Raw genomic sequence first — 25,763 nt, forward strand, 5'->3', positions numbered from 1 at the left:
GTATGTGTCGCCTACTTATCCATGTAACATCCCCAAATATTCTCTAATGATTTCATCACTGGCCATCATCTGAATTGAAGAATGATGGCCAGCATTCCAAACTTTCATTTTTTGCTCAAAGGATGAATGTTTTTACTCTTACCTAGCGCAACAATCTCACAAGATGTGTCATCATTATATCCTAGTGGGAAAAATATTATGCCATCGCGCTCAATAATTTCCTCCATCCATTTAGACTTGTTAATATCATAATCAATATCTCCTTGAAGTAAAGTCGATTTTTTATTTGCAAGTGCAAAAAAAACGTCCTCATTCGATTTTATCAGGCTTTCTATGACATTATTATTTTGAATATCAATTTCGCCAAAACCAATTAGTTTTAGTCCACCTTCAAAATCAAATGAATAGTTTTTTTTGTTTTTGATCATGGTACTATTCACTCCCCTTTCCTCCAGCAGCCCCCAAGTTTTTTTATGTTTAACAACCGCATTTTTAGGTTGCGGTGCAGAAAATTCAACAAACACCAGTAAACTATTAAGGTGAAAATTCATTAACTTAGAAACCATCTCCTTGAGTAAGACCTCGGCACCTTTGCTTCTTGTAAACTCTAATAGCTCCCAGCTTATAGCAGAAGTATTTTTTAAAAAAACATTATACCGAGTACTAAAATTAGCTATTTCGTTTTTCTCTTGAATATCTGTTGCATGCCTAACTATCACATCAGTAATCATAATGATTTCCTTTAGGATCATTAAAATGTGCACCCCGATTTTGAGGATTGTCACTGCCAAAACTATGGCCCCCAGCATCATCTCTTATATAGACCTTTGCAGTACCGCCGCCTGACTTTGGCACATCAAATTCATATATTAACCCTGGTTGAGAATTACCACGTTTATCAACATTAGGATAAACATTACTTGGATTTTGCCCAACAGGAATTCCTGCTTGCCGCTTTGCCTCTCTAAATGCACCATTTCTTCCTGCACCTTCAGGAGACATGTTAGGTGGTCGAGTCGCTTTACCACTAATTTCTTTAGAAACAGCGGAAGCACCCCCACGCCCACCACCTCCTGTAAAGAGCATTTCATCAGGCTTGCCGATGCACATCGGTTCATTAGAACCCATGCAACCCATGGCATTATTCTCTGCGGCATTCTTACCCGCCCTCGCACCAGCTGAGATCCCGGCTGATGAATTCGAGGCAAGGCTCCCCGCAAGGCCTGCTGCCAACTGGCTCAGCGCACTCACGGTCTGCTTCTGGCTTTCTGTAAGGTCACTGGCCTTAACGCCAGGATACATTCCCGACACTATCGCCCGGGCTATCAGCTCACCGCCTGCGGCTCCAGCAGCACCGGCTGCGCCATCTCCACCGCTAATCTCTGCCAGAATCGCACCTGCCACGGCGTGCGCCATGGTATTTGCTACCAGATTAGTCTTTTCTGTGCCGTCAGCGTTGTATGATGTAGTGGCTTTCTTTATAGCATTAGCAATATATGGTGCCATTGCGCCGCTGGCTGCCGCGCCCATGTTGTTGGCACTCAAGCCGCCAAGCGCACCCGCGACTGCACTGGCAACCATCGAATAAGTTCCACCAGTACCCCACTTATCCGCCACGTCCTTATATCCAGAATCGTTGCGAACCAATGTGTTGAAATCTTCATTAGATAAACTGGCGTATTCAGGATGTTCCTTAAGGAGGCGGTCTGAGGTCTGTTTTGCAGCTTCATCCAGCTTGTAAGCTTTGACATCACTGACAACCTTGCCCGCCAGTTCCTGTACGCCTTGTGCAAAAGCCATCTGGTTTTCGACTTTTTCCTTATCGAAAATCTTACCAATACTGCCGTTCGCGTTATCGGTATCGCGGCTTAGATCCGCTACATCCTGCTTCTGGTTCCGTTCATCCCGAACCGTAATGGTGCCAGCTGAGATCGCAGATTGTGTTGTGCCGGATGCACTTCCATTCAAATTCACTAAAGCCGGCAGCGCGGAGCCTGCATATTGCTCTCCCGGTTTATTGTTGCTGTTATATCCTCCACTGATACCCATTGCCGCACTGCTGGCGCTGTAAGAAGCATGATTATCTATGCTTCCCCAGCCCAGTGTGCCGGTAGACAGGTGGTTGTCTGCCGCTTGGGCGGTTGAGGCGATTACAGCACCATTCAGCTGTGTATGATTGCCAACGTAAATGTCATAGCCACCGTCACCCGCAAACAAACCGCTCTGATCCCCAACGCTTGCGTATTCACTCTTAACTTTGCTCTTGCTAATACTCAGCCCAGCCGAGCCAGTCATACTGCCAAAGGTGAAACTGAAGCCACCGCTGGCGCTCTGCTGCTTACTTTGGTAGTTGTCGATATCCTGCAGGCTGGTCAGTGTGAGGTTGTTACCTGCATCAACGGTGATACGGTTACCCAGCGCCTGAGCTCCGGAGAGTAGCGTATCGTTCCCACTGCTCAACGTCAGATTATCTTTCGCGTTGACGCGGCTATTAACGTAAGACGTTGTGTTGCCATTCTCCGAGCCGCTGGCCATGAACCCGCTGGCCTGCACTCCAATACCGGTTTCCTGACCAATAGCAATATGTACGCCCGCACTCCAGCCAGATGACTTATTGCTACTCTTCTGATCGCTATTGTTGCTGGCGGCGATCAGGTTGAGGTCATGCGCTGCGGCAAGAGTGACGTTACCTCCAGTGATACCGCTGCCAGTCAAATTCAGGTCACCACTGGCACCGTTTGCACCCGTGGCAACCACAGTGACATTACCACCGCCGTTAAGCGAACTGCCGCTAATCGTATTGGCGTTGTATTCTGAAGAAGACTTGCTTTTGCTGGCACCGACGCTCAGCTCAATCTTAATGCCGGCATTATTTAAATCACCCTTCGCCAGGGCTGCCGCAGACTGTCCTGCCGCGCCTGACATTGCCCAGCCACTCTCCAGCATTTTTACCGCGTTAAGCGCTTTAAGACGATCGTCTCCTGCCTGTCCGGCCTCTTTAGCCTGAGACCCCAAACTCAGTAACGCGTCAGTAATCGGGCTGGTTAGCCTTAAGGTCAGACCACTTTGTTTCTGCTCAAAGCTCTGACGGCGCGTTAACGTGTCGTTGCCCGGATCGATAGTGACCGAGCCGCCGACCAGGCTGATGTCCTGCTTAGCAATCACATCCGATCCCGCTACGTGCGCGTCATGACCCGCAACCAGCGTTACGTTGCCACCCGTGCTGCCAACGGTACTGGCACTCTGACTTTCTGTAGTGCCGTCCTGCTTAAGCTGCTGTTTCGAGGATGCGCTGCCAAAAGTGACCCCAATCCCGCCACCGCTAAACATGCCGCTCTTCTTGGTTTCACTCAGCCGATAGCTGCTCTGGGTATCGGTTGCCGCCGTAATAGTGAGATCGTTGCCAGCTTTAAGACCAACATTGTTTTCACCGACAACAGTGGAGCCTTTTAGAGTCAGGTCATTACCCGCGACGATTGAAATCTGGTCGCCATTTAGCTGAGAAGCTTTTCCAGTGGTTGAGCTGTCTTCGCTGATGGTGTGAGTCGTTTTCTTGCTGAACAGGCCTTTTTTGGTTTTAGTTTCTTCCTTGTAGGCATAATCACTTTCCGTCGCCGTGGTGATATTTACGTCGTGGCCGGCCTGTAATCCAATATCTTTGTTTGCGGTGATGCTAGCGGCCTGAGTGGTGATGTCGTTCCCGGCAAGCATCGTCGTGCTGCCACCACTGACAATTTCAGTGCCCTGCTGACGCACTGCTTCGTTGATAACCGTTTTTTTACTGCCGCGCTCGCTGTCGCCTGAACGGTTTTCTACGGAATTCAGATTGATATCGCGGCCCGCATGCAGACCAATATCGCCTTCGGCTGCCAGCGCTGCCGCCTGGCTGGTAATATCCTGCCCGGCTACCAGCGTCAGGTTGCCGCCGCTGGAAACGGTCGTGCGTTCAGCTCCGGAGCTATGCGTTTCCTTGTTACCCGTTTTACGGCTTTCGCTGGTCTCGATGCTGTTGAGACTGAGGTCGTGCCAGGCATTGAGCAGCAAATCGCCGCCTGCGTTCAGTGAGGCACCGGTGATGTTGATATCGTTGCCGGATTTCAGGCTGAGCGCATCCAGTGACGTAATCGCCGCCGTCTGGCCAAGCAGTGTCTTGCTTGCCTGCACTGGCACGTTGCCGCCGATCGTCCATTGTGAGCTGATGGTAGTGTTGTTGATGTCACCGTTGACGCTTTCCAGCGCCACCTTTTTACCGCTGATTGTCGAGCTGACGTTGTTGATGCTATTCAGCGCGCTGAGATTCAGCTCGCCTCCGGCTTTAATCAGCCCGGCTTTAAGGTTGGCGATATTGTTCTGGCTGTCGGCGCTGACAGCGTTCTGCGCCACAATGCTGCTGGCGCTGTTGGTGATGTTACCGCCAGAAAGCGTCACGTTGTTCCCGGCAATCACGCTGCCGTTGTTCATCGCCGCATCTTTTTCGGACAGGTACACTTTCGGCACCATCACCGTCTGACCATTCACCGAGGTGGCTTCCCACCAGATGATGCTCTTATCCAGTGAAGCAACCTGATCCGCAGTAAGCGACACGCCAAACTGCAGGCCTAAAGCCTGCTGTGACGCGGCGGCGTTATCCATCAGGTAACGCATCTGGTCCAGATCGGAACCCACGCCATTCAGATAGCGGCTGCCGGTCTGATTAAGAACGGTGTTGCTGACGTAACGCGTATCAAATGCCGCATCGCCAAGGAAGCGGTAATCGTTGTCAGGCTTGAGGTTCAGCCTGTCCAGCAGATAGGACGAACCGAGGAAAGTATTCACGTCGGTAAACTGCTGACGGCTTTCCTGTGGCGCGCTGCCAGGCTGTTTACCCAGCAACTGATTGAGATCGCCAAACAGGCTGGCGTCCAGCTGCCCCAAACCGTTTAATTTCGGGTTTACGGTGATGAGATAGGGACTGCTGCTGTCGCCAGAGACAAAGTAGCCATTGTCACTGGTGGGGAGCGGATAGGCGCTGGTATCCACCGCTGAAGCACCATAGCTGCCCAGAGCCGATGGTTTTACTGCGCTGCCTGACGCCAGTTCAGCGGTTTTCCCAAGGTTCGCGTTGCCCTGTTGTTTGCCATTGTGACTTGAGAGCCCAACGGTTTCAGACTGTGCATTTTGCAGCGATGTGCCACCGTTGACCTGCTGCAGGGCATTTTGCAGCTGGTCGCGCCATTCAGGAGAATTAATCGCCACTTTATTTGTGGCGGCGAGCTGCTGACGCTGCTGAGCTGCCACCTGGCCGATCGCGGCGAGCTGATTTAATGCAGGCGCATTGACAGTGGTGCCTGTCCAGCCGGCGTTGGAAGTCGTGGAAGTATTGCTGATATCACCGCTGAAGCTGGCGTTAACGTTGCCGCCTGCTTGAATGACGGCACGATAGCTATATCCGTCCTCAACTGAGACATATTCAGGTTGACCTATAAAGCCAAAACGGAAAGAGGAGGCGTTGGAAATTTTTCCATCTTTGACATTCTGGTTGCAGCTGGTAAACCTTGTGGCGCCACAATCATATGTTTGCCAGGTCTGATAACGTCCCGTCGCAGAGGAGCTGTTGTTCAGACTATCACCAGATAAGAAAGCGTTCCTGCCCGCCAGAATATCACTGGCTACATTATCAAGCGTTGTAGCGCTGGCCATTATATCGCGACCTGCTGCGATTCTTGCGGCTCCTCCACTGGCAGTCGCGCCTACAATTTTCTCTTCGACAAGTACCTTTTGCTGATGCTGATCCTCATTAAGGGTTAAGGGATAGCTCGTATGGCAGCTATCGTTGCGCCCTCCTCCACAGCTCACATATTTGGTTAAGGTGTACTGCGTTGGATCAAACGTAGAAAAGGGTAAATCGATGTAAGCAGCGCTGCCGTCAAAATACTGATGCGTTTCCTCCGTGACCAGATATCCGTCTCTCTGATTCAGCAGATGTGCGGTTTTAATCGTGATATCACCACTCTCAGACTCAATGGTTCCCGAAGTATTGATCACCTCGCCATTGGCATTCCCCGCCGCGTCGCGCTGCATCCACAGACTGTTACCTGCCAGCATATCGCCACGCTGATTTTGAATGCTGTTGGCGTACAGGTTGAGATTCTGTCCGGCGTAAAGTAACGCCGTATTCACAATGCTGCCTGGCGAGGAAATGGTGAGGCTGCCACGCGTGCCGGTGAAGCCATTGAGTGCTACGTCGCTGCGGCTGGCCAGCGTAATGTTGCCGCCACCCTGCAGCGAGCCCGCGCTGTTCATATTGATGCGGTTACCGCTCAGGCTGCTGTCACCGGTTCCGGTGGTGAGCTGGCCGTTGTTCGTCAGATCGCCGCCAGCACTCAACGTCAGTGCCTGCCCCTGTAATGTGCCCTGGTTCTCAATCGCTCCGTTACTGGTTACCGTCAGGCGATTACCCGCAGCCAGCGTGCTGCGTGCAGTAAAGCTGTTGATGAGTTTCAGCGTGGCATCGCCCAGCGCCACCACTTGGCCCAACTGATCGAATCCGGTACTTTCAAGCAGCAGGTTGCCGCCGCTGAAAAGTTTACCCGCTGCCTGCTGCGTGACCTGGCTGGTCTTCACGTTCAGCTGATTGACACCCAGCAGCGTGCCGCTGTTGTTGAGCTGGCTATAATTGACCGCCAGCGAGCCACCCTGCGCAGTTCCCTGATTCAGCAGTTGCGAGCCGGTTAAGGTTCCCTGCTGATCGGCCAGCAAGGTGCCGCTGTTGCTGGCGTTGGCAGCATTCAGCGTCAGCTGCGCTGCCTGCAACCAGCCGCTATTGGTGAGTTGAGGCGTGGTGAGCGTAAGTTCACCAGCGGACAGCATTTTTCCGCTGTTGGTCGCGCTGCTGCTGGCGGTGATGCGGTTGGTGGTGCCCTGAATCAGGCCGTAGTTATACAGCTCTGGCGTGGTCAGCGTCAGAACGCTCTGGCTTATCAGCGTCCCGCTATTGTTGTTGGTGATGCGGCCACGGGTGGTCAGCAACAGGCTGTTATCTCCCTGCAACCGCCCGTTGTTAGTCAGTGTTCCAGTGGTGATCGTCAGATCACCGCCCTGAATGCGGCCATCATTGCTAGCCGTCGCCGCCTGAACATCCAGTTTGCCACCTGATAACAGCGCGCCATTTTGCTGCTGCGTCAGCGTGCCGCCGAGCACTGCCGTCAGTCCGTTAACGCCGGAGATTTCTCCACCGTTGTTCAGCGTCGTGCCTTTCAGCGTCAGGTTTCCGGCAATCCACTGCCCCTGATTGGTGAGGCTGAGTGCGTTGAGCGCAGCGTTGCCGTTCGCGGTGATTTTACTGCCAGTGGCGGACGTCAGCGCATCGCTGAGGTTGAGCGTCAGATCGCCCGCGCTCTGAATCGCGCCGTTGTTAGCCAGGCGGGTGGCGTTCAGCAGGATTTGCTGTCCCTGCCAGCTGCCGTTGTTGGTGATGACATCACCGGTAATGTTCAGCGCGCCCTGCGTAAGTAGCTGACCGCCGGTGTTGTTGATTAATTCACGTGCGGGCTGCGACTGTACCGCCAGCATGCGGAAACCACGGGCCAGCGCCGGACCGATAGTCAGTGATTGTAAGCCAATCAGACTGCCCTGATTGGTCACGCTGGCCGGGGTAATAGCCAGCGTTTCGCCCTGCACGCTGCCGCTGTTATTCAGCGCATCGCCACTCAGCGTCATCGCTTTATCCGCCAGCAGCGAGCCGCTGTTATTCAGGTTCTGCGCGCTGACCTGTGCCGTGCCCTGCGACAATATTTCACTGCTGTTGCGCAGCTCACCCGTAACGTCCGCAGACACGCCTTCGGTGCCCAGCAGCGAGCCCTGATTCTGCCAGCGTCCTGCGCTGATTTGCGCATTGTCACCCTGGATTGTGCCCGCCGTGTTGAGGTCGGCAGCGTTCAGCAGCAGGTCACCGCCGGTCAGCGTTTTGCCGCCAGCCGCCTGTGTTAAAGCGCCGCGCGATTGCGCATCCAGCGAGGATGTTCCCTGCCATAAGCCACTGTTGCTAAGGTTATTTCCGCGCAGTACCAGATTATCGGCAAGCACCTTACCGCTGTTTTGCAGGTTACTCGCCGTCAGGCTGGCGTTGCCGCCCGCAGTCAGGCTGCCACGGTTATCCAGCAGCCCGTCAGATTGGCCTTTAAGTGCGTCAATACCGTAAACCGTGCCACTGTTGGTCAGCGAGCCAAACTGATAGTCAATGCTGTTGCCCTGCCACACACCGGCGTTATCAGCTGTGGCGCCCTTCACTGCAAGAATACCGTTGCTCAGTAGCTGCCCCGCGCTCAGGTTGCTGAACTGCCTGAAATTCGCGTTAAGTCCGCTGTCACCCTGGAGCAGGCTTTGATTCTTCAGCACATCACCTGAAACGTTCAACTGCTGTGCCGCAATCGAACCACTGTTATTCAGCGTGCCGCTCAGGTCTGCTTTCAGATTGGTTGCGGTGATGCGTCCGCTGTTGGTGAGGTCACGGCCATTAAGGCTGAAGTCATCCGCCACCTGTAACAGGCCCGCATTGGTCAGCTGTACCGGGGAAAGCGTAAGCGAACCGCCGCTAATAAGCTGACCGCTGGAGGCGTTGGTGATATTCGCGCTGTTCAGTAAGAGCGAGTTGTTACCCTGCAGCAGTCCGGCGTTGGTCAGCTGAGGTGCCGTGATGCTGAGTCGGTTAGCCGCCAACGTACCGCTATTAGTAATTTTATCGCTGATGAGGGCAAAATCGTTCTGGCTCAGCAGCGTGCCTCTGTTATCCAGCGCGCCGCTCAGCGTACCAAGGAACTGCGTGGTCGCCTGAGCACTGCCGGCGTTCTGCCAGCTTTGCAGCCGCATATCAAGCATGTCGGCCTGAATGCTGCCCTGATTATCCAGGCTTCCAGCCTGAGCAGTCAGCGTGCCGGCACTCAATAACTGGCCGCCGGTTTTATTACTGAGCTTATCGCCCATCACGGTCAGTGCATCACTGCCCTGAATCAGCCCGCTGTTAACCAAATCGCCCTGAAGCCTGAGCGCCTGCGCCAGCAGCCAGCCGCTGTTATCAACCGAATCTGCTTTGAGCTGTAGGTTCTGCTGACCAAGAATTTTGCCACTGTTATCAAGCGTTGCGGCGTTGAGTACGCCTTCACCCGCACTCAACGCATTGCCGCTGTTATGCCAGTTGCCCGCCGTCACCGCCAGCTGTTGTCCTTGCAGCTGGCCCCGGTTAGTGAGCGTGTCTGCTGCGATGGTTAATTTGCCGTCACTCAGTAACGTACCGCTGCTGGTTATCACCTTGCCGCTGGCCTGCAGCGATTGTTTGCCCTGCAACGTGCCGCTGTTGTTCAGCGTACTGGCATCAACAGTGGTTGTCGCTGCGGCGATTTGACCGTCATTGGTCAGCGCAGCGTTTTGAAGACTGAGGGTGTTATCCGCGAGCAGCAGGCCGCCCTGCTGATTATTCAGCTGCGCGTTTGAGGCAAACAGGCTGGCAGCGTTGATTTCTCCGCTGTTGGTGAGCGCGTCGCCACCCAGCGTCAGTGCTGCCTTGCTGGTGATGAGCCCGCTGTTACTCAGCTGCGGCAGATTGAGTGCAAAGCTGTTATCCGAACTCAGGGTGCCGCCCGCCAGATTATTCAGGCGGTTGCCGCTGTAGGTCAGCGCTTTGCTGCCCTGAATTAGCCCGCTGTTGTCGGTTTGCACGCTGCTGAGTGAGAGCACCGGCGCTGACAATACGCCCTGATTCAGCAGACTGTCGCTGCTGAGGCTTAGACTCTCTGCGCCGGAGATGGCCGCGCCCTTACCATTCTGCAGGCTGCTTGTACTAATGCCGGTGGTGTTACCGGCCAGCATGCCGCGATTATCGAGTTGTTTTGCCGAGATATTGAGGTTTTTTCCGGCCGTCAGCTGGCCGCTGTTGCTGATCCGATCCTGCGCCTGCAGTCTGATATCGTTACCGGCTTTCGCGACGGCATTGCTGTCCGTGACAACGGTTGCGCCACTCAGCTGAATATCACGTCCTGCCGTGATGCTGGTGCCATTGGTGGTGAGATTTCCTTTCGCCGTGACGCTTACTCCGGCGTCGCTGACCAGCGTCCCTTTGTTGAGCGTTGCATCCTGCTGTGCACCGAGCGCGACCTGTCCGGACGCTTTGTTTTCCCCACCAAGCGTCACTGATTCAGCATTTGCCGTCAGCGCGCCGCTGCTCAGGCTGTTGTTGAGCGTCAGTTTACCACTGGCATCCAGCTGAATATCACCTTGCTTCGCCACCAGGTTACCGAGGTTAACCCCAACGCCCTTTTCGCTCGACACCAGATGAATGCGGTTGGCATACATGCCGCCAAGCGCGCCGGTATCCACCGCCACCGACGGCGCCGCACCTTCACCGGCAATCGGCGTGACGGAACCATCTGTACCCACGCGGTTTGCCCCGACCGTAACAGACAGATCTTTCGCATGGATCCCGGCGTTGATCTCCGTTGCGCGCGCGACGATCGACACCGCATCGGCGCTGCTGCCGTCCAGTCCCTGACCTTCGACGATCACCGATCCTTTCGTCACCTCCAGCGCAGCCAGATTGCCGTTGGCATCCAGCTGCGGTTTACCGGTGGTCAGCGTGACGTTCGGTGTGTTAATAAAGCCGCAGCCGTTACAGGTAATGCCGTACGGGTTGGCCACCATCACGTTAGCGGCTTTACCCGCCACTTCGGTGTAGCCCTGCAACTGCGAGCGGTTAGCGCCAACCACTTCGTTGATGATCGCCTGCGCTTCGTGCCCGGCTTTAAGGTTGGGGTTGTTCTGGACCAGGCCGCCAAGCTGCGTCTGGGTAAGCTGGCCGGTGGCGTTATTGAGGATTAAACCTTCTTTGCCAACGTTGTACTGCTGGTACTGGTTATGCGAAATCCCGGCGCCGTTGGGCGTGGTGATATTCACCACCGGCACGCCGTTGCCGGCGGCATCCATTTTTGTGCCCGGTGTTACCGGCGTAATTTGCGCGGCGAAAGCAGGCAGCATCGGCTGGACCGCCACCAGATAGCAAATCAGGTAACTCAGCGCGCGACGGGCGAGGGAAACGGGTTGACGATCGTCCATAATCTTTGCCTCTTAGAAAACCAGCCCGACGCGGGCGTAAATGCTGACGTGATCCGGCTGGAGATGGCCGGGATAGCTAAGCGGAATGCCGACGGTGTACTGGGTGTAGAAGTTGCGGCCACGCGTGCTGAGACCTAGCGCGCTGCCCCACAAGGTGCCGGTGGACTCGCGGTTCTGCGCGTCGCTCTTTAACCAGCCGCCGTCGATGGCGGCCAGCGCACTGACGTCGCCCAGAACCGGCAGCGTGAACAGGCTGTAACTCAGTTCGTTGCGCAGATAGCCACCGGCATCACCGGAGAGATACTGCTCCTTAAAACCGCGCACCGAGCTTTCGCCACCCAGCGTCAGGCGTTCACTGCCGTACAGCCGATCCGGCGACCACTGACCGTAAATGCTGCTGAGCAGCCACAGTTTGTCAGCCAGCGGCCGCTGGAAACTGCCGCTGATGCTCCACTTGCGGAACTGCGCTTTGGGCAGATCGCCGGTCTTGCCCGCGTCATCTTCGGCATCGAACCAAGGCATGCCGCGGCTGAACGTTGGGTTGAGCGTGGCGACGCCGCCGAGGATTTTCTGCGTGTGATTGAGTCCCAGCTGCGCGCTGGTGATTTTGCGGCTGCTGCTCTGCAACAGGGTATTGTTGAGATAGTTGTGACTGGAGTAATGATTCAGGCCGAGCTGAACGCCGGTTTTGATATCGCCGTTACGGAACAGCACCCATGAACCGTTAAGCTGGTGCGACACGTTGTCGCCGTTGCTCAGCCAGGTAAAGCCGTTGTTAACGAAGCTGCTGTGATAGTTGCTCCAGCTGTAGCTATAATCGAGTAAGCCGTAGCCGTAGGGCACGCTGACACCCGCCTGCAGGTTCTGCGCATCACGCCAGTCGCTGAAGGCGCTGCTACGCCCGCCGCTGATAAACCAGCGGTCAGCCAGTCCCAGCAGATTGTTTCCCGTCAGCGACGCGTTGAGCTGACCAACGCCGGTACTTTTCTGTCCGCTATTATCGAAACCTAATGATGCGCTGATCGGAAATTCCGGTTTGGCCGTTAGATTGACTACCGAATAACCGGTTTTAGGCGACGGCTGTATTTCGATCTGCACCGGCATCGTGCGCACGCGGTTAATCTGCTCCATGCCCTGCTCAATATCGCGCAGGTTAAGCACCTTGCTTTCCAGGCCGGGAAATGCCATCTGTAATGAACGCGGATGCTGGCCGTCGAGACGAATGGCATCCAGCTTCCCTTCCAGCACCGGAATAATTAACTCGCCCTGCGATAAATCCTGTTCAATTAAAAATGCCCGGCTGGTGATATAACCGCGCTGCATATACCAGTCAGAAATGGTATGCACCAGCGAATTAATTTCGGTTAAGTTCAGGCAGCGATGAATATAAGGTGCGGCCAGCGATTGCTGCTGGCTGGCAGAAATTAGCGTGGCGTTGCGAATAGCGATATGCTGCACCGGAAAGCAGGGGCCGGCCTGGCCGGAATCCACTGCTGGCGTGCTCTGCGGCGCGGTAGCACTCCACAATGCGTCACGCTGCTGCTGGTCATTTTGCAAACGTTGCTGTTGCTGGTTCTGAATATAATCACGGTCGCCGGGATTTAACGGTGCCGCAAATGCAGAAGTTGTGATCATACCGACGCACAGCGCCAGTGACATCCATGTTTTTGCCATCATAATAAGACTTAAGGGAAATTGATTGTAAGTTTTGTGTAAGCACTTTTGTGCAGAATATCACCTTAACAATCAGAAAGTTCCTGGCTCCTTATAAAAACTTTAATTTCCTGTTTATTCAATTTTATAAATCATGAAGTTTCCCCTTAACGCAAATAGTCAGTCATTCCATCATTTTTACCGACAATGTTTACTTTCATGGTCATGCATGCTGAATGAAATGATGAGAGAAATGCATATACAGAATGAGGATCTTCACTGCATTGATTAGCAGTCTGAGGGGAATGTGGTGGTAGCGAGCCCTAATCGAGGCATAAGCGCCTACCTTTGGTTGTTACATTATAACATACTTTAGGCCCAGCAATGGTTGAACTGATCCCCAAATCCATCCTCTTACCTAGGGCTGTCAATTTACAGGCAAGTGATTTAGTTGTTCATTATAATAACGGGGAATACATGTTTAAAAAGGGTTGGGTTAAGCAGTTTTATATACCGGCGTTTATTTCGCTCTATATCGGCGTACTTCTTAATATTCCGATTTTCATCCGTCGCTATACGCAACTGCAGTTTGATAACACCCTTTCATTAGTGACGGAGGTCATCGCTGCATTTTGTTTGGTGATGCTGTTAACGTTGTTAACAACATTAACCGGAAAATATCTGTCGCGCGTATTAATGACCATGCTGGCGATATTCTCCAGCGCTGCCAGTTATTACATGATTTTCTTTAATATTGATATTGGTTATGGAATTATAGCCGCAGTTTTAGCCACCGATTCATTAGACCTTTCTAAGGAATCGGTGGGTTGGCACTTTATGCTGTGGATGGTGATCATTAATATCGTCCCGCTTTGGCTAATCTGGCGCGGAATGCGCATTAATCCAGTAACAAATATCAGTAAAAAGCGTTACTGGTCCTATAAAACTATCGCCATTGTTATCGCCGCATTAGGTTGCTGGTTGCCGTTGAATTTAATGGGCAAAGTGCAGGATGAACAGGATAAGAAGAATAATCGCATGATGGCCAGCTACGGCGGCATTGTTGCGGGTACCTATTCACCGTCTAACTGGTTATCGGGCGTTGGCTTGCTGGCTTATAGTTCGTTCAGCCAGGCTGAAGATAATCGTAATCTTTACGATCCCGCTGAGCACTTTAAATACGTTCCACCGAAAAATGCGGATAACTTGTATATTGTGTTTGTGATTGGTGAAAGTGCCCGCCGCGATCATATGGGTTTATATGGTTACGATCGCGATAACACGCCTTATCTCGATCACGAAAAAAACCTGGTTCACTTGCAGGGCTATTCCTGCGATACCTCCACCAAGCTCTCGCTGCGTTGTATGTTTGTCAGAGAAGGTGGCGCCTCAGAAGCCCCGCAGCGCACGCTAAAAGAGATGAATGTCTTCACGGTGATGAAGAAGCAAGGCTTCTCGGAAGATCTCTATTCCATGCAAAGCGAAGCCTGGTTCTATAACAAAGTCATGGCCGACAGTTATTCGATGCGTGAATCTATTCAGGCGGAGAAACGTAATGTCGGTAAGCCGGTGGATGATATGGCGTTGATTAATGAATTGCAGGACTCAATTCAGCGTCATCCGCAGGGGAAACATATTGTGATTCTCCATACCAAAGGCTCACATTATATGTATACCGAACGCTATCCACGCGCGTTTGCACGCTATACGCCGGAGTGTCAGGGCATTGATGATGCCTGTAGCACGCAGGAGATGATCAATTCTTACGACAATAGCCTTTTGTATACCGATTATTTTCTCAAGCAGACTTTCGATAGCCTGAAAGATAAAAATGCCATCGTGTTTTATGCCTCAGATCATGGGGAATCGATTTCCGATAATCTGCATTTCCACGGCACGCCACGCGATCATGCACCGATGGCGCAGCGCACGGTGCCGATTATGGTTTGGGCATCCGACAAGTTTTTAAGTGACAGTAATAACAAAGCGTCATTTGCCAAACTTCAGCAACTGCAGAATGACAAAACGCCGGTATTCCACGAGAAGTTATTCGACTCGATATTAGGTTGCTCAGGTTTTACCTCACCGGATGGCGGAATTAATTCGCTCAGGAACTGGTGCGCGCATTAAGGTACAATCCAGGCGGCAGTTTTACGTCCATTAATAATGGATGTTTAACTGCTGCTGCTTTTATTTGAGTACGATTACCGCATAGCGACAACGTTGTTCCGAGTCATTCCTGAAAATACAGTCAGCAGGATCGCCCAGTTCAAGACAATCGCCCGCCTGCATTTCGAAGATTTTATCGCCTTCTTGAAAACGTAATTCACCCTCTAGAACCCAGATAAGCTGACGGCGCGACACATAGGAAATAACCGGCATCGGCACGCTAACGCCGGGCGGCAATTCTATGCTGACAAGATCGAGCGGTATCTGCCCCGGCGACACATGTCGTCGGATATATCCCGTTTCAGGATCCTGCCAAACCGGTTGCTGATGCTGCTTCAGTAATGTGCCCGTTTGCACTTCACTCAACGCAATCAGTTGCGACATGCTCATATCAAACGAACCCGCCAAACGTGCCAGCAACGTTGCTGTAGGACTGCTTTCTCCCCGTTCAATTTTATGGATCATCGCCCGTGATACGCCTGACTGCTCAGCCAATTCGGTCAGCGACCAGCTGCGTTTTTCTCTTTCAGCCTTCACTTTTTTGCCAATTCGCGCGTTTAAATCATCTTCTTTAGTGGATTTTTCGTCTGACATAGTAGATATATAAGATAGTGTACGAAGCGTCTACTTTAGTGGCATAACAGCGAGGTGTCTATGGTGAACATACGTCCGGCAGTTGAAAAAGATGCAGCGATTATCACGGATATTTATAACCATGCAGTGCAGAACAGCACAGCCATATGGAACGATAACACGGTCGATATTGCTAACCGAATCAAATGGTTGTCAGATCGGCAATCGGCAGGATTTCCGGTTCTGGTCGCTGTTGATGAGGATGACATTGCGCTCGGTTACGCTTCCTATGGTGACTGGCGTCCGTGGGATGGATACCGCTATACGGTTGAACATTCGGTTTATGTCCATAACGCCGCCCAGGGAAAAGGTCTTGGATTAGCATTAATGCGGTCACTTATCACGCATGCGACCGCGCAAGGTAAACACGTGATGGTGGCGGGCATTGAGTCTGAAAACACACCTTCAATCGCGTTACATCTCAAGCTAGGATTTACCGATGCCAGACAGATAAAACAGGTAGGAACGAAATTTGGCCGCTGGCTGGATCTAACATTTATGCAGCTACGGCTGGATAACAGGGACCAACCTTAATTGACGATGACCTGGCTGGAGCCAAAGCCCAAAATGGAGGAACTATGACGCCAGAAATCAAAACGGAACGACTAATCCTGAAGCCGCTGGAAAGCCGCGATGGGCAGGCGATGCAAATCGCTTTCCCACGCTGGGAGATCGTGCGTTATCTCAATGCCAATGTACCCTGGCCTTACCCTGAAGGTGCCGCGCAGGATTATGTCGATAACGTGGTGTTGCCCGCCGTCAAGGAAGGTCGATGCTGGTGCTGGAGTATCAGACGCCAGGAGAAACCTGAGGAATTAATTGGGCTGATCGAACTGCGCGATGGAGAAAATGATAACCGCGGATTCTGGTTGGTGCCTGAGTGGCAGCAACGTGGATTCATGAGTGAAGCCTGCAACGCCGTGAATGATTTCTGGTTTAAAACGCTGGGCCGCGAAGTTTTACGCGTGCCAAAAGCGGCGGTGAATACCGGCTCGGTGATGATCTCACGTAACTCTGGCATGCGTCTGATAGAAACCGGTAAAAAAGAGTATGTGGCGGGTGTTCTCGATTACGAATTATGGGAGTTAACCCGCGAAGAGTGGCTCACATAAAAAATCAGCCAAATCAACGTAGGTCCGCCATTTATGGCGTAATGCTTGTCAGTTAAGAAAGCATGTTGATCTACATTTGGTGCGGGCTCTGACACATCTGCTGCGTCACGGGCCGTCCTCGCGCCGCTAACGCGGTACCTTCGGCTTCCACGTTGTGCCAACGGACCGTTCGCGGATCGGCCGTCCTGGCCGGCCCCGAACTGCCTCACGCATCCATGCGTGAGGCTCCTGGCCCAACGTAAAAGCCTCAGCGCTGCGAATGCCCTTTTGCCGCAGCAGACGTGCCAGCGCCTCTGAAAATGTGCCCTTTTCAACAACACGCACTGAAGCTTACGAGCAGGCCGGGGACACTTTTGGACAGGCAATCCGCAGCGCTGAACGGAACGAGGAAGCCAGGAGAGCCCGCAGGACGCGGGCGAAAGGCGGAGCCGGGACAGGACGTCCCGGCTCCGCCGGTCCGTCAGGCAAACGAGCGAAGTGAAGGTACCGCGCTAGCGGCGCGAGGACCGCCAGCCCAAAAGAGGCACCGGCCAGCGCCATCGCCGCTGGCTTAATGGATAAGCATTACGCCATTTATGGCGACCAACCCCTACACATACCCCATCATCCGCAGCATCGACTGCGCCTGATTCATCGCTTCCGCGCGGTGCGTCACGCCCAGTTTTTGGTACAGATTGCGGATATGCGTTTTGATGGTGGTGGCCGCAACATCCAGCTCGCCAGCAATCTGATCGTTGCTGTATCCCGAATAGATCAGCCCCAAAACCTGCCATTCGCGTTGGGTCAGCGGGCTGGTGCGGATCAGCTCCGGCACATCGGGATGATTAATCAGGCGGCTAACAAAGCCTTCGTCAAAATGGGCAAACTTATGGCGATGATATTTATTAATCTCGCTGAGGATGCGTCTGGCGCGATGGTTATCGAGTTCATCCAGCGTATTCAGCTGAATCAGCTGACGCAGCTGCTGCGCCATCGCTTCACCTTCAATCACAAAATGGCTGACGAAACCGGTGCTGCGCGCCAGTTTCAGCGCTTCGGTCAGCGCCAACTGCGCTTCTGCTTTACGCTGGGTTTGCCAGTAAATCTGATTTAACAGCAACAGATTGCGGTTCATGTCGCTCATCAGGTTGAGCGCGCGGGCGTTATCATTCAACTCGTCCAACACCACTTCGGCCTGGCTCATATTTCCCAGCAAAATCTGCGCGCGCGCCACGTTGCGCCACTGCCCTTGCAGGAAGTGATTATTGGCAAACTCCGGTTTCGCCGTCTGGCGCATCCAGCTGCTGGCGCTTTGGCTGTCGCCGGTCATCTGCCAGAAAATCACCCGCACTTTATCGGCATTGGCGATCCAGTCGCTGTGCAGCGATCCGTTGTTGAGTAGATTCTCAAGCCGACTAAGGTGGCTGCGGGCGTTATCAAGATTGCCGCGCGCTAGCGAACACTGCACCAGCAAGCCGAGGCACTGAATCTGCTGCTGCGGCTGATAGCCTTTCAGCACTTTTATCCCTTCCCGCGCCGCCTGTTCCGCTTCGTCGAGTCGGCCCCACGCCCATAACAGTTGCGCGCGAATACGCAGCAGGAACTCATGCATCGGGAACTGCGTCAGATGCTGCTCTTTGACCAATACAAACGCCCGATCCTGCATCTCATAAGCGGATTGTAAAAATCCCTGCGCGAACAGAATTTCACTCTGCTGGATCAGGCTCCACAGCGCGTAATTCCACGCTTCTTCACGGCGCGCCATCTGCTCGGTCTGACGCATCAGCTTCAGCGAACTGGTTAGCTCGCCTTTGCAATGCATCACTTCGCCCAATACCGAAGTGGCCACAATGCAGCTGTATTGACGGCTTTCCGGCAGTGCCTCAAGCGCCAGCATCGCCAGCCGCTCGGCTTCCTCGGCGTTACCGTCGTTGATGGAAACCTGCGCCAGCAGCGCGTTAAATTCGCCGCGCAGCACATCATCAATCTCTTCGCTGCAGGAGTGCTCAAAGCGCGTCAGCAAACTGCTCACCTCGGAAAAACGGTGCTGGCTTTGCATCAGCCACGCCTGCAACAGCAGCAGCTTCGGATTTTCCAGTAGAATCTCCCACGGCAGCGCCTTGAGAGAATTTTCCAGCAGTGTGAGTTCGCTCTGATTAAACAGCGTCCACGCGTATTGCAGCAGCACGTCGCGCAGCATTAGTGCATCACCGGCAGCCAGCGCGTGATGGATCGCTTCGCCGGGAAAACCCAGCCGCATCCAGCTTTCAGCCGCCGCGCGATGCAGTGCAGGCAGTTCCGCCGCCAGTTCCCACTGACAGCGTTGACGCAAAAAACTGCCAAACAGCGGATGATAGCTAAACCACTCGCCCGAGTTATCCATGCGCTGCAAAAATAGGCCCTGACGCTCAATCTCTTCCAGCCGCATCTGCCCTTGCTCTTCACCGGTTACGCAGGCGATCAGCGTGTCATTCATCGATCGCAGCAGCGCGCTTTTCAGCAGAAACTGTCGCGTGGCGCTATCGACGTTATTCAGCACTTCCTCAACCAGATAATCCGCCAGATGGCTGGCGTTAATGCCGGACAGGCGGCGCGCAGAATCCTGGGCAGAGCTGGCGCCCTGACGCGTCGAGAGCGCGATCAGCTGCAACGCCGTCGCCCAACCCGCCACGTCATCACACAAACGCCCGCTCTCTTCCGATTCCAGCGGCGTCGTCAGGCGGCAATCAAAAAACTGTTTGGCTTCGTGATGGGTAAACGCCAGCTGCTGGCTGCCCAATTCAATCAGCTGTTCACGCACGCGCAGGTTGGCAATGCCGAGCTGCGGCAAATTACGCGACAGCAAAATCAGCGTCACATTTTCCGGCTGGTTACGGAGAAAGAAGCGCATCGCGTCATGAATCGCGGGATTGGTGATGTGATGGTAATCATCAATGATCAGCCAAATCGGCTGCTGCCACGCCGCCAGCTCACTGAACAGTTGAGCGAACAGCGCATTTAAGTTGATGTACTGCCGTTTCTGCGCCAGCGCTTCGCTGGAGGCACAGCCACCCTGCGTTGCTTGCTGCAGGGCGGCGATTAAGTAATCGACGAAGCGTTCAGCTTGATTGTCGCCCTCATCCAGTGAATACCAGCCCAGATTGGCTTTCCCCGCCGCCCATTGTGATATCAGCGTGGTTTTGCCATATCCCGCCGGACTGGTCACCAACACCAAACGGTAATTGCCCGCCGCGCCCAGTTTTTGCATCAGGCGCTCGCGCGCAACGGTGTTCTCAAGGCGGACGGGTCGGCTAAGTTTGGAGGGTATTAACATCGGTGAACGCTTCTCCCTAAACGTGGCGCATCATTATTTTACGCTTCGTAATTAATAGTCACATACGTTCAGACATTCATTTACCTATTGCAAGCGAACCCATTAAGCAGTCTTAACAAAAGCGACGGTTATCACATTCCTGTCACACTTTAAGATTTCCCTCAGCCTCTCCTCCCCGCTCATCCTCCCCGCTGAATTTGGTGCAGGAGGAGGAGCGCGTAATGGCTGACGCGCAGAATGAAGCACATTCACCTCCGCCCTTACAGGACTGATTATGAAATTTGATCGCACCCGTTTTAAACACGCGCTAACCCGCCAATGGCAACGTTTTGGTCTGCACGATGCGCAAGAGATGACGCCTAATCAATGGTGGCAGGCGCTGAGTGGCGCGCTGGCTGATATGCTGGCGGAGATGCCTGCGCCGCCATCCGCCACGCCGCAGCGCCACGTTAACTACATCTCAATGGAGTTTTTGATTGGCCGACTGACCGGTAACAACCTGCTCAACTTAGGCTGGTATGACGAGGTCAACGCGGCGCTGGCCGAATGGAATATCACGCTGAGCGATGTGGAAGAGTGTGAAACCGATCCGGCGCTGGGCAACGGCGGTTTGGGCCGGCTCGCTGCCTGTTTTCTCGATTCGATGGCGACGGTCGGACAACCCGCCACCGGCTACGGACTCAATTATCAGTACGGCCTGTTCCGCCAGCACTTCGTTGATGGCGCGCAGCAGGAGATGCCGGATAACTGGCAGCGCGATAGTTATCCGTGGTTTAACCACAACGCGGCGTTAACCGTGCCGGTCCATCTTGGCGGCAAAGTCATCACGCAGAATGGCGTTGTGCGCTGGGAGCCTGCGGTGCAAATTCTTGGCGAAGCCTGGGATCTGCCGGTGGTCGGTTATCAGAATGGCGTCACCCAGCCGCTGCGTCTGTGGCAGGCGAAACATGCGCAGCCGTTTAATCTGCAGCGCTTCAATAACGGGGATTTCCTGCGCGCCGAGCAGCCGGGCATTGAGGCCGAAAAACTCACTAAAGTGCTCTATCCCAACGACAATCACGACAACGGCAAAAAGCTGCGCCTGATGCAGCAATATTTCCAGTGCGCCTGCTCGCTGGCGGACATTCTGCGCCGCCACCAGCGCGCCGGACGCAGCATTGCCAGCTTGCCGGATTATGAGGTGATTCAGCTCAACGATACCCATCCGACGCTGGCGATCCCCGAGTTGATGCGTCTGCTGCTGGATGAACACGCGCTAAGCTGGGATGAGGCGTGGCACATCACCCAGCGCACCTTTGCGTATACCAATCACACCTTGATGCCTGAAGCGCTGGAGTGCTGGGATGTACGCATGGTGCGCGCCCTGCTGCCGCGCCATATGCTGATCGTTAACCAACTCAATTCGCAGCTGAAAAAGCAGGTGGAAGCGCAATGGCCGGGCGACGAAGCGACCTGGGCGAAACTGACGCTGGTGCACAACAATCAGCTGCGCATGGCCAATCTCTGCGTCACCAGCGGCTTTGCGGTGAACGGCGTGGCGGCGCTGCACTCGCAGCTGGTGGTAAAAGATCTGTTCCCGGAATATCACGCGCTGTGGCCGGAGAAATTCCATAACGTCACCAACGGCATCACGCCGCGCCGCTGGATTAATCAGTGCAATCCGGCGCTGGCGGCGTTGATCACTAAAACCCTCGATCAGCCGTGGCTCACCGATCTCGATCAGCTGAAAGCGCTAGAAACCTACGCCGATCACGCCGCATTCCAGGCGCAGTATCGCGCCATCAAGCAGCAGAACAAGGTGGCGCTGACCCAATGGATTGCTGAACGCACCGGCATCCAGGTGAATCCTGAGGCGATGTTTGATGTGCAGATCAAGCGTCTGCACGAATACAAGCGTCAGCATCTGGCGCTACTGCACATTATCGCGCTGTGGCAAACGCTGGTGAGCGATCCGCAGGCCAACCTGACGCCGCGCGTGGTTCTATTTGGTGCCAAGGCCGCGCCGGGATATGTGCTGGCTAAAAACATCATCTACGCGATTAACAAAGTGGCGGCCACCATCAACAACGATCCGCGCATTGGCGATCGCCTGAAAGTGGTGTTTGTGCCTGATTACAACGTTTCGGTTGCCGAGCGGCTGATCCCGGCGGCGGATCTCTCCGAGCAGATTTCTACCGCTGGCAAAGAGGCATCCGGTACCGGCAATATGAAGCTGGCGCTAAACGGTGCCTTGACCATCGGCACGCTGGATGGCGCTAATGTGGAGATCGCCGAGCAGGTCGGGTCCGATAATATCTTTATCTTTGGTCACACCGTTGATCAGGTCAGCGCGTTGAAAGCGGAAGGCTATTCGCCTGATGCCTGGCGCAAAAAAGATGCACAGCTGGATCGGGTATTGAAAGCGTTAGAAGACGGCACCTTTAGCGACGGCGACGTCACCGCGTTCGAGCCGTTGCTGCACAGCCTGAGCGCTAAAGGCGGCGATCCATACTTGGTGCTGGCCGATTTTCGTCACTACCTCAATGCGCAGGCGCAGGCAGAAACCTTGTGGGCCGACCAGCACGGCTGGACGCGCGCAGCGATCCTCAATACCGCGCGCTGCGGCATGTTCAGCGCCGACCGCGCCATCCGCGACTATCAGCAACGCATCTGGCAGGCCGCGCGATGAATAGCACTATCACACCAACCGCCGAAATCGCCAGCGAATACATCGACGCCCACGGTCAGCTGCAATCGGTCTCTGCCGTTACCCGCCAGCGTTTGCTGGCGGCGATGCATCCCGCAAAACCGCACGCTTCGCCGCTGCCGCCGGTGCTGATCGTGCAAGAAGAACACGCAGAGATTGTGCTGCCTGCGCCCGGCATGGCAGGCGAGTGGCAGCTGATCGCGGAACAGGGCGAAAGCTGGCACGGGCGCGCTATCGCCAACCAGCCGATCGCTTTGCCTGCGCTGCCTTTGGGTTATCACCAGCTCAGTTACACCGCACATCAACAGACCTTTCACTGCCGGATTATTGTCGCGCCGGTTCGCTGTTACGAGCCGTCAGCCATCCAGCAAGGGCAATCGCTGTGGGGCGCCTGCATTCAGCTTTATACGCTGCGATCGGCATCCAACTGGGGAATCGGCGATTTCAGCGACTTAAAGCAGATGCTGGTCGAGGTCGCGCAGCGTGGCGGTGCCTGCATTGGGCTGAACCCGCTACATGCGCTGTTCCCGGCAATGCCGGAAAGCGCCAGTCCGTACAGCCCGTCGTCGCGGCGCTGGCTCAATATGCTGTATATCGACGTCGCCGCCGTTGAGGATTTTACGCTGAGTGAAGAAGCGCAACGCTGGTGGCAGGCGGCTAGCACGCAGCAGGCGTTACAAGCGGCGCGGGATGCTGAGTGGGTTGATTACTCAGCGGTAACTGCGCTCAAACTGCAGGCGCTGCGTCTCGCCTGGCAGCACTTCAGGAAGCGCGGCGCGGACGATGATCTGGTTATCGCCTTTGAACATTTTATGCAGCAAGGCGGTGAAAGTTTGCTGCATCAGGGCATTTTCGATGCGCTGCACGCCGCGCAGATCGCCGAAGATCCTCAGCGCTACGACTGGACAACCTGGCCTGCGGCGTTGCAGTCGCCCGACAGCGCAGCGGTGCGCGCATTCCGCATCGAACACACCTATGAAGTGCGCTTTTATCTGTGGCTGCAATGGCTGGCCGCCCGTCAGTTCGCCGACTGCTGGGCGGTTTGCCAGCAGCAGGCGATGCCGATTGGTTTATACCGCGATTTGGCGGTGGGCGTGGCGCAGGGTGGCGCAGAAACCTGGAGCGATCGCGAGCTTTACTGCTTGCAGGCCAGCGTCGGCGCGCCGCCAGATATTCTCGGCCCACTGGGCCAGAACTGGGGATTGCCGCCGATGGATCCACAAATTATGCAGGCGCGCGCCTACGAGCCGTGGATTGCGCTGCTGCGCGCCAACATGCATGACTGCGGCGCACTGCGCATCGATCACGTAATGGCGCTGTTGCGGCTGTGGTGGATCCCGCAGGGCGAAAGCGCGGCGGAAGGTGCCTATGTCCATTATCCCATCGACGATCTGCTGGCGATTCTGGCGCTGGAGAGTCAGCGTCATCACTGCATGGTGATTGGTGAGGATTTGGGGACGGTGCCGGAGAAGATTATCGGCAAGCTGCAGCAAGCGGGCGTCTACTCCTACAAAGTGCTCTATTTTGAGCAGACATCCAAAGTGGCTTTTCGCGCCCCTGCCCGCTGGCCACGTCAGGCGATGGCGGTCGCCACCACTCACGATATGCCAACCCTGCGCGGCTGGTGGCAAAGCGACGATTTACGGCTGGGCAGCGAGTTGGGACTGTATCCCGATAAGCAGATTCTTGCCGGGCTAAACAAGTCGCGTTTGGCCGCACGACGCGCGCTGTTTAAGAGCCTGCAACGCAGCAATTGCTTGCCCGAGCAGGCCGAACCGCAGGTGATGGATCGCGCGTTAAGTGCGGCGATGCAGCGCTATCTGGCGGAGAGCAACAGCGCGCTGCTGGGCCTGCAACCCGAAGAGTGGCTGGATATGGCTTCTCCAGTGAATATCCCCGGCACCACCAGTCAATATCCCAACTGGCGGCGCAAACTCAGCGCCTCGCTGGAGGAGATGTTTGCTGACGCGCAGATTAATGCGTTGCTGGCGGATGTTGATAAACGGCGGAAGCGGGTTTGATTGGGCATTTATATGTAGCTGGTCGCCATAAATGGCGACCCTACAGGCTGCACGGTTTTGTAGGGTGCGCATTTATGCGCACCTGGCAAAAAAAGGTGCGCCGAAGCGCACCAGATGGGACAAATCAGCACTGCCGGGGCGGATTACCCCTTGCCTTTAACACTGCTGATAAACACTTGTCTGGCGGAGGTGGAACCTAAACGTTCGGCCTCATCCAGCAGCTTCAACGCCTTATCGATATTGCCCTTCTCAACCGCTTCGCGGATGTTCTGATTAAAGTAACCTTCGGTATCCGTCATGATCGGTTTAGGTTTTGCATCCGAAACCGGGGCAGCACGATAAGTCGCCGGCGCAACTGGCTGCGTATTACCGACGGTTACCGGCGCCGGGCCCGATGATCCAAACAGCGGCCCAACCAGAATTGATGAACCTGAACTGGTCTTCACTTTGAGTTTCAGCGTGCCATCGCGGCTGTGCTGCGCAATCGGATCGGGGATATCCGGCACCGCATTACCGGTGCCGCGAGCGTAGGCTTTCGCCGGATCCAGTAACGTGGTGGTTTCGGTCAAATCCTTCTCGGTGGTAAACACCAGCAGATAGATTTTTTGCTGACCCAGCGCCGGCGTCAGTTTCATCACACCTTCCAGCCGATCTGCCGCCATCACGCCCGGCTGCTGATAGGTGAAAAAGCGCGCCGGGAACCAGGCTGCTGGACGCATATTCTCATCCAGCACCAGCACATTCGGCGCAAATACCTGATTTTGTTTTACTTCACTGCTCAGCGTAATGGTGAGTTCACCGATATTGGCTGGCAAGCTGTAGGCCGCCACCGAACCCGTCACGCCTGCGGCATTAAGATTGGTGTGGTTTTCACTCAGCGCGGTGACCTGCGTGCGGGAGGTATCTACCGGCAGCCAGCTCAGCGTTTGCAGGCTGGCGGCGGGGAATGTGGGTGCGGCAGAGAGATCCTGTGGCACCAGATTGACATCAGCCAGCGCCGGTAAACTTTGACCGGCCAGCAACGCGGCGCTCAGGCAGAGCGCAAAAACCGTTTTTTTCATTCTCATTTTATAACCTCAAAAAACTGTCAGGCGGCGGCGCGAACCAGGCAATGG

The 25,763-nt window shown here is 54.6% G+C and carries 11 protein-coding genes; 5 read left to right on the top strand and 6 right to left on the bottom strand.

Annotated features, from left to right (window positions below; genetic code table 11):
• Nucleotides 1-104 precede the first annotated feature (104 nt).
• From ACXIZX_RS23455 to ACXIZX_RS23465, 3 genes are read right to left on the bottom strand one after another with little or no spacing between them, the layout of a single operon-like run.
• The gene (locus ACXIZX_RS23455; RefSeq protein ID WP_179452545.1) at nt 105-731 is read right to left on the bottom strand and encodes a hypothetical protein; all 627 of its coding nucleotides are present in this window, start codon (nt 729-731) and stop codon (nt 105-107) included.
• Nucleotides 721-11,082: a hemagglutinin repeat-containing protein gene (locus tag ACXIZX_RS23460; protein WP_479405190.1), complete on the bottom strand. Its 10,362-nt coding sequence runs from the start codon at nt 11,080-11,082 to the stop codon at nt 721-723. The genes ACXIZX_RS23455 and ACXIZX_RS23460 overlap by 11 nt, the downstream gene beginning before the upstream one ends.
• Nucleotides 11,083-11,094: 12 nt before the next feature.
• On the bottom strand, nt 11,095-12,759 hold the full coding sequence (locus ACXIZX_RS23465) for a ShlB/FhaC/HecB family hemolysin secretion/activation protein (RefSeq protein ID WP_479405191.1): 1,665 nt from the start codon (nt 12,757-12,759) through the stop codon (nt 11,095-11,097).
• A 453-nt stretch (nt 12,760-13,212) separates the two neighbouring features.
• On the opposite strand from ACXIZX_RS23465, the gene eptB reads away from it, so the two are divergent.
• Complete coding sequence (gene eptB / locus ACXIZX_RS23470; protein ID WP_479405192.1) at nt 13,213-14,865, top strand: kdo(2)-lipid A phosphoethanolamine 7''-transferase; 1,653 nt, start codon at nt 13,213-13,215, stop codon at nt 14,863-14,865.
• 60 nt (nt 14,866-14,925) lie between these two features.
• Here the strand turns inward: eptB and ACXIZX_RS23475 are convergent, their stop codons facing one another.
• Nucleotides 14,926-15,498: a helix-turn-helix domain-containing protein gene (locus tag ACXIZX_RS23475; RefSeq protein ID WP_479405193.1), complete on the bottom strand. Its 573-nt coding sequence runs from the start codon at nt 15,496-15,498 to the stop codon at nt 14,926-14,928.
• A gap of 63 nt (nt 15,499-15,561) precedes the next feature.
• Here ACXIZX_RS23475 and ACXIZX_RS23480 point away from each other — a divergent pair, with 63 nt between their 5' ends.
• Nucleotides 15,562-16,071 (top strand): N-acetyltransferase family protein, encoded by a 510-nt coding sequence (locus ACXIZX_RS23480; RefSeq protein ID WP_479405391.1) that lies wholly within the window; start codon nt 15,562-15,564, stop codon nt 16,069-16,071.
• Nucleotides 16,072-16,115: 44 nt separating this feature from the next.
• Nucleotides 16,116-16,649 carry a GNAT family N-acetyltransferase gene (locus ACXIZX_RS23485; protein WP_154156721.1) on the top strand — a complete coding sequence of 178 codons (534 nt, stop codon included), beginning with the start codon at nt 16,116-16,118 and terminating at the stop codon, nt 16,647-16,649.
• A 589-nt stretch (nt 16,650-17,238) separates the two neighbouring features.
• Here the strand turns inward: ACXIZX_RS23485 and malT are convergent.
• Entirely contained in the window at nt 17,239-19,941 is a 2,703-nt protein-coding gene (malT, locus tag ACXIZX_RS23490) for an HTH-type transcriptional regulator MalT (RefSeq protein ID WP_479405194.1), read from the bottom strand.
• Nucleotides 19,942-20,215: 274 nt separating this feature from the next.
• Between malT and malP the strand changes: the two genes are divergently transcribed.
• Both malP and malQ read left to right on the top strand, forming a co-directional pair.
• Nucleotides 20,216-22,609: a maltodextrin phosphorylase gene (gene malP / locus ACXIZX_RS23495; protein ID WP_479405195.1), complete on the top strand. Its 2,394-nt coding sequence runs from the start codon at nt 20,216-20,218 to the stop codon at nt 22,607-22,609.
• Nucleotides 22,606-24,648 (top strand): 4-alpha-glucanotransferase, encoded by a 2,043-nt coding sequence (gene malQ / locus ACXIZX_RS23500; RefSeq protein WP_479405196.1) that lies wholly within the window; start codon nt 22,606-22,608, stop codon nt 24,646-24,648. The genes malP and malQ overlap by 4 nt, the downstream gene beginning before the upstream one ends.
• Before the next feature lie 143 nt (nt 24,649-24,791).
• Here the strand turns inward: malQ and malM are convergent, their stop codons facing one another.
• Entirely contained in the window at nt 24,792-25,715 is a 924-nt protein-coding gene (gene malM, locus ACXIZX_RS23505; protein ID WP_479405197.1) for a maltose operon protein MalM, read from the bottom strand.
• Nucleotides 25,716-25,763 lie beyond the last annotated feature (48 nt).

This window comes from Candidatus Pantoea symbiotica (genome assembly GCF_056491525.1).

Excerpts from the sequence above, each read along its gene's own strand:
- ACXIZX_RS23455 (WP_179452545.1), bottom strand. The coding sequence starts at position 731 with ATGATTACTGATGTGATAGTTAGGCATGCAACAGATATTCAAGAGAAA.
- ACXIZX_RS23460 (WP_479405190.1), bottom strand. The coding sequence starts at position 11,082 with ATGGACGATCGTCAACCCGTTTCCCTCGCCCGTCGCGCGCTGAGTTAC.
- ACXIZX_RS23465 (WP_479405191.1), bottom strand. The coding sequence starts at position 12,759 with ATGATGGCAAAAACATGGATGTCACTGGCGCTGTGCGTCGGTATGATC.
- eptB (WP_479405192.1), top strand. The coding sequence starts at position 13,213 with ATGTTTAAAAAGGGTTGGGTTAAGCAGTTTTATATACCGGCGTTTATT.
- ACXIZX_RS23475 (WP_479405193.1), bottom strand. The coding sequence starts at position 15,498 with ATGTCAGACGAAAAATCCACTAAAGAAGATGATTTAAACGCGCGAATT.
- ACXIZX_RS23485 (WP_154156721.1), top strand. The coding sequence starts at position 16,116 with ATGACGCCAGAAATCAAAACGGAACGACTAATCCTGAAGCCGCTGGAA.
- malT (WP_479405194.1), bottom strand. The coding sequence starts at position 19,941 with ATGTTAATACCCTCCAAACTTAGCCGACCCGTCCGCCTTGAGAACACC.
- malP (WP_479405195.1), top strand. The coding sequence starts at position 20,216 with ATGAAATTTGATCGCACCCGTTTTAAACACGCGCTAACCCGCCAATGG.
- malQ (WP_479405196.1), top strand. The coding sequence starts at position 22,606 with ATGAATAGCACTATCACACCAACCGCCGAAATCGCCAGCGAATACATC.
- malM (WP_479405197.1), bottom strand. The coding sequence starts at position 25,715 with ATGAGAATGAAAAAAACGGTTTTTGCGCTCTGCCTGAGCGCCGCGTTG.